The following is a 6,053-nucleotide window of genomic DNA, read 5'->3' on the forward strand; positions in this document are numbered from 1 at the left end:
AACTCACGCCGCCCAGCCCGGCCGGTGCCGACCCGTTCGCGCACCCCGACGCCCAGCGCCGTTTCCGCGTCATGCGCAACGTCGAAGAGTTGGAGCGCGCGCTCGAATATCCGTGGGATAAGTGGCTCGTCTTCTTGCATCCCGCGCAGCGCCAGCTCGTCGATCGAGACTTCAAAGGTCCGGCGCGTGTGGCCGGTTCAGCGGGAACCGGCAAGACGATCGTTGCCCTGCATCGCGCCGCCGCACTGGCCCGCAAGCATCCTGAAGCTCGCATCCTGCTCACCACGTTCTCCGAGCCGCTCGCCAGTGCGCTGCGCGAGAAGTTGCGTCGTGTGCTGGCCCATGAGTCGCGTCTCGGGGAGCGCGTCGAAGTGCATTCGATGAACGCCGCCGCCCGCCGGCTCTATCGCGCAAGCTTCCTCGGCGCGGAAGTCCGGATCGCCACGCCGAGCGAGATCCGTGACCAGCTTGCCGCGGCTGCAGCCCACGTCGCCGGTCACAAATTCACCCCGCGCTTCCTGATGACCGAATGGTGCGAAGTAGTCGACGCGTGGCAGCTCGACTCCTGGGAAACTTACCGCAGCGTGCCGCGCCTGGGACGAAAAACTCGTCTCCCCGAAGCCCAGCGCGCCGCCTTGTGGGAGATCTTCTCTTCGGTGAAAGCGGCCCTCACCGCACGCGGACTCATCACCGAAGCCACGCTCTACACCCGCCTCGCCGCCAAACTGAAAGCAGACGCCTCGTCTCCGTTCGATTTCATCGTGGTCGATGAAGCTCAGGATGTAAGCGTCGCCCAACTTCGCCTTCTCGCGGCTTTGGCCAAGAACCGCCCGGACGCTCTCTTCTTCGCCGGCGATCTCGGCCAGCGCATTTTCCAGCCGCCCTTCTCCTGGAAAGCTCTCGGCATCGATGTTCGCGGCCGATCAACGACGTTGAAGGTGAACTACCGAACCTCGCATCAGATTCGCACCCAGGCCGACCGTCTGCTCGGTGCGTCGGTCAGCGATGTCGACGGCAACGTCGAAGAACGTAAAGGAACAACGTCCGTCTTTAGCGGACCACCTCCGGTAATCGAGGCCTTCGGCGACCCCGCCGCTGAAGCAGCGAAAGTAGCCGCGTGGCTAACTGATCGCATCACGAACGACCGAATCGCCCCGCACGAAATCGGGATCTTCGTCCGGTCGCCGGCGGAAATCAACCGGGCGCAAGATGCCGTAGCGCGAGCCAAACTGAAATCGAAGGTTCTCGACGAAACGGTCGAATCCGCCATCGGTCACGTCTCCATCGGAACCATGCATCTCGCCAAAGGTCTCGAGTTTCGCGCAGTCGCCGTGATGGCCTGCGACGACGAAGTGATCCCTTCGCCCGAACGCATCGAAGCGGCCGCCGACGATTCCGATCTTGAGGAGGTCTACAACACCGAGCGTCATTTGCTCTACGTCGCCTGCACCCGCGCCCGCGATTACCTTCTCGTCACTGGCGCCACACCGGTTTCAGAATTCCTCGACGACCTCAGCGCAAAGGCGGCCGTTGGTCGAAAAGGATCCTAGCCAACAAATCCACCACAAACGCCGCTCTACCCTCCCTCGGATCCAAGATCGGATCATAGATCGCAACGCTCAGACACCGCCGGACTCCTCGTACTACGGTTCCCGATCCAGGGTGCCCGGTAACCGCTATACTCGCGACATGGAGCTCACGCTCGACCTCCCCGACAAGCTTTCGGCCGCCCTGAACCCCGCGCGGCCAGGACCTTTCTCGTGCCGCGCTCGAAGCCGTCGCTTGCGAAGCCTACCGCGAGCGTAAGCTGACCACTCAGCAACTGCAAAGTGTCCTCGGCTTCGGCTCGCGTTACGAACTTGACCGTTTCCTGAATGAACGTGAAATTTGGTTGGATTACTCGTTAAAGGATCTGGAGCAGGACCGTGCGACTCATCGCCGGCTCGGCCTTTGAGCGAACTCCAATCTCCGGTTTCCGCGTTACTCTTAATCGTTGAAAGTCAGAGATCTGATTCGGGTGCTCGAATCTAGTGGCTGGCGTCTAAAGAAGACGAACGGAAGCCATCGACAATTTCGTCATGCCGAAAAAGGGATAGTCGTCACTGTGCAGGTCAACTTGGTTGGTTGCGCTCGACTAAGGACGTGCCCGTTGGGACTTTGAAAGCAATCCTCCGAAGCGTAGGGCTGGACAAGAGCGAGGGAAACCGATGAAATACACAGTGATCTACGAGAAGGGACCCACGTCGGGTGGCGCCATGTGCCGGACTTGCCCGGTGTGATCTCGGTTGGTGACTCACGAGATGCGGTAGAGCTACTTATACAAGAAGCGATCGAGTTCCATATCGAGGGCATTCGGGAGGAAGGCATTGCCGCATCCGTATATAAATGCGACACACCGAAAGCTAGTAACTAGTACTTAAACGAAAATTCATCCCGATATTCTTTCGATTGAAACGAAATAGTTGTTGACGGAGTGAACTGAGGGCATTATCATCGAACCCATGCGCAATTTTTGGGTGCTGTTAATTGCCCTTACGTCCTCGACGCTTCTCCACGCGGGCCAGCGTTATGTCGACCCGACGAACACCTATCACCGCGTCTACGCCATCGTTCCGGTGGTTTCTGCGGCGACAGAGACGAGTGTGAGCGTGAGCCGCCCCAAACATGCGCCCCTTCCGGCACAAATCGGCGCGACAACTCGAATTCTTGGGTTCAGTTCCCAAATAAGTGACAACGGTAATTATGCGTTGATTGAGATCGTTGCGATTGACCGCGCCGCCCTTCAGAACGTTCTCTCCGATAACTCGATCCAGGTCTGGGAGAAGGGCGTGTCCAACTTAGCCGCAATGGAGAGCGCATTCCGGCTACTAAAAAAGAATTTCTCGCTTTCCAAATTCGATGAGGTGCGCGTAAAGTGAAGAAGTATCTCTTCCTCTTGGCCGCCGCAGCAGCATTCGCAACACACCTGCGCGCACAATCGGTGCTGTCGCAGGTGACATGCGCAGGCGGCGTTACAGGAAACGCCGCGGCAGGCACCGTCTCGCTTTATGAAGGCTCATCGGGTCCGACATCTGTTCCCGTTGTAAACGGTAGCTTCAGTTGGCCGATCCCACCAAGCCTTCAAGATGGAAAGTACCATATCATCAGCGTTGGTCAGAACAACGCCGATCTCATCGGCTCGCCTCAGTCGTTCACCTGTAGCCAAAGCGCCCCGCCAACTTACACTTACGTTACCGGAGCCAATTACTTCCCGCAGGCGCCGACTACACCCTGGACAACCAATGGTACCTTCGCGTCCAACAACGGCTTGCTGGGCACGAACAGTTACATTTCAGTCATTTACGGCACAACGATCACGCCCGAATCGATCTCAAACGACTCCAACTCGACCGAGTACGAGGTGAACGCCACCCTCAACATCACACAGTCCGGCGGCTCCTACATCCAATACGTACGCGCCAGTTCCAACGCGGCGCTAACCAACGACAGCACCGGCGCGGGGGTGGGGACTTTCCACGCGATGGAGATCCAGAACCCGCAGATCGACCAGCACGGGAACTGCTCGGCCACTCTGGTCGCTTGGGAAAAGAACAACGCAAGCAACCCCGCAACCGTCCAATCGAGCTGGGCGGTTCCGTGCCAGACCACCAATCAGATGCGGACGGTTGTATTCTCGCTTCCGGCGAGCGGCGTCACCAAGGTCTGGACGATCCTGAACGGGAATCTTCTCTCTTCGACAACGTACCTTCCGACGGGGCAGCCGGGCCTCGGACAGATCCAAACCATCAGCGCGAACGGCGGCAACGGTTTCGCCAACGCCCTGTTCGGACCGAGGTCCGTCGTTTCGCCTGCGCCGATTTCCGGATCATCGGGCTACGATGGCGCGCCTCCCTCGCTCGCCACTTCCGTCACGCCAAATGACGTGAAAGTGCATTGGGCGCAACCAGCCGATCCCAGCGGCGTGGGAGTAATGCAGCACGGCTTCTACCGCGCTCAATGGGGCCAGGGGTTCAGTTACTTCGCCTCCGACCTGGAAACAACCGACTTCGACGATCCCACGGTTTCGCCGAACACTACCTACGACTACTCCGAACAGGATCGCGGTTTTCATGGGCTCTATAGCTCGCCTACATACTTCGCCACAACAACGCCGCCGATGGGAAGTGTCGATCCGCGGAAAGTCGGAATCCGCTCGACCGGCACTTATTGGGGCGGCGCGGGCGAGCAAATCAATACCCTGACTGGGAACCTGAACTATAGCGTTCCGTTGCTCACGCCGCAAGGCCGCGGCGGCTGGACCGTTCCCCTAAATCTCACTTACAACTCGCAAAACTGGCGTATGGAAGGACAGGCCAGTCCCGCCCAAACCTGGGGGTTCAACCTCGGCGAAGATATCGGGTATGGCTATGGCTGGAAGCTCCAGTTCGGCTCGTTGACGCCGTACTGGGAGGGCGGGTACTACGGCGATATCGATCAGTATCTATTCGTCGATAGCACCGGCGCCGAATATCACCTCAACCAGAATTTCAATAGTATCTGGTATTCGACCGAGAGTATCTACGTCTGGTACGACGCGTACAATAACATCCTGCACTTTCGGGACGGTACCCAATGGGCCATGGGTTGCGCCTCGGCCGCCGATGAGCCCGACTATGGGACGATGTACCCAACTGAAATCAAAGACCGTAACGGGAACCAAATCCTGGTTACCTACAACCAGGGAAAGGGCGCATCGTGGCCCAACTCCAGCGGAAGGATTGCTTCGGTTGACGACGTCCGCGCGGTATGGGAAGGCTCGAGTACCACCCGAATCACTTATGCCTTTACCTACGCCGTAGCAGACGCCAGCGGGGTTCAGCACTTGAGCAATATCTCGAATTACGTCGGCACAGCGGAAACCTATACATTCACCTATGCCAACGCCACGCTGAGCGATCCGTTCTCGCTGCATGAGACCTTCCAGAACGTCGACACGCTCACGTCGGTGGCGAACGCCATTCCGCTTACGACGGGATTTACTTACGACGCGTCCGGCGACATGACCGCAGCCGAACTTCCCTACGGAGGTCTGATGGAGTGGACCTACCAAGCCCAGCAATACCCTGGTGGAAGCGGGCAAAACCGCGAGCAGATGGAGGTTGCAACGCGTCAACTCGGCATGGCAGCCAACGCGGCGTCAACTTACCAGAACGGCGGCACGCCGACGCCGCTTTACACTTACCAGATCGCTTACGCCGCCGCCGCTCCGAGTTCGCCCGTGCATCCGTCATCCTGCCTGACCGATAACAACGCGGCGGCGGAGCGCTGCTGGACCTTCAATACCGCCGTCCCAACCGTTGGCCTGCTCGCCAGTCTACAGCGAGGGAACTCCTCGGGGGTTTTCAACGAAGCCGACACTTACACCTGGATGCAAGACGCAAACAGCAACTCCTACATCTCGCAAACTCAGCGAACCTTGGACCCCGGGCAAGCCTACAGCGTAACCTCCTACGTCGGGCAAACTGTGGATGTGTACGGAAACGTGACGGCGATCAACTATTTCGATTGGGGCGTGTCCCCAACCGGGACGGCAACCCGCGCCTACTCGGCTGCCTATCGGACAAACTGCACGGCGGGCGGCTCAGCGCTCGTCCCGTGGGGTTGGGTCGGAGGCTCAGGGGACTGTGCCTATACCAACCGCTACATCACGAATCTCCTCAACAGCGCCACCATGACCCCATCCGGCGGCGCCGCGCTTACGCTGGTGACGAACACTTACGATTCCGGCAGCGTCGCGGCGCTTACGCCGAATTGCTACGTTACCGCTCAGTTCGTCTGCGAACATGACGATACGAATTACCCCGCGTCCTTCACTACCCGCGGCAATGTAACGACAGCCGTCTATCCGGATCACACGCTCAACACAACCTACGACATGACCGGCATGGCGACGGGGCAAACGGATGGCCAAGGGCACGCCACCACATTCACCACCGTCTCCACCTCGAATTTCGCGCTGCCAACCCAGATCACGCCGAACTCCTCCGGGATGTCCAACCCAACGCCGACGACCG

General features: G+C 59.1%; 5 protein-coding genes and 1 pseudogene. All 6 read left to right on the plus strand.

Going from position 1 to position 6,053, the window contains the following annotated elements:
* Positions 1 to 1,550 (plus strand): UvrD-helicase domain-containing protein (locus H1Y01_RS05250; RefSeq protein WP_180539223.1); only part of this gene is annotated, 1,550 nt, incomplete at its 5' end.
* Positions 1,551 to 1,759: 209 nt separating this feature from the next.
* Positions 1,760 to 1,954: pseudogene (locus tag H1Y01_RS19915) on the plus strand (UPF0175 family protein); the annotation flags it as partial.
* 63 nt (positions 1,955 to 2,017) lie between these two features.
* Positions 2,018 to 2,161, plus strand: a complete 144-nt coding sequence (locus H1Y01_RS19920) for a type II toxin-antitoxin system HicA family toxin (protein ID WP_219341293.1) — start codon at positions 2,018 to 2,020, stop codon at positions 2,159 to 2,161.
* Positions 2,162 to 2,275: 114 nt separating this feature from the next.
* On the plus strand, positions 2,276 to 2,413 hold the full coding sequence (locus tag H1Y01_RS19925) for a hypothetical protein (RefSeq protein ID WP_367399767.1): 138 nt from the start codon (positions 2,276 to 2,278) through the stop codon (positions 2,411 to 2,413).
* Positions 2,414 to 2,501: 88 nt separating this feature from the next.
* On the plus strand, positions 2,502 to 2,918 hold the full coding sequence (locus H1Y01_RS05270; protein WP_180539224.1) for a hypothetical protein: 417 nt from the start codon (positions 2,502 to 2,504) through the stop codon (positions 2,916 to 2,918).
* Positions 2,915 to 6,053: hypothetical protein (locus tag H1Y01_RS05275; protein WP_180539226.1), on the plus strand; the 3,139-nt coding region annotated here is incomplete at its 3' end. The genes H1Y01_RS05270 and H1Y01_RS05275, both read left to right, overlap by 4 nt.

It is taken from the genome of Nevskia soli (genome assembly GCF_903970205.1).
Classification (GTDB): domain Bacteria; phylum Acidobacteriota; class Terriglobia; order Bryobacterales; family Bryobacteraceae; genus Bog-113.

Excerpts from the sequence above, each read along its gene's own strand:
- H1Y01_RS05270 (WP_180539224.1), top strand. The coding sequence starts at position 2,502 with ATGCGCAATTTTTGGGTGCTGTTAATTGCCCTTACGTCCTCGACGCTT.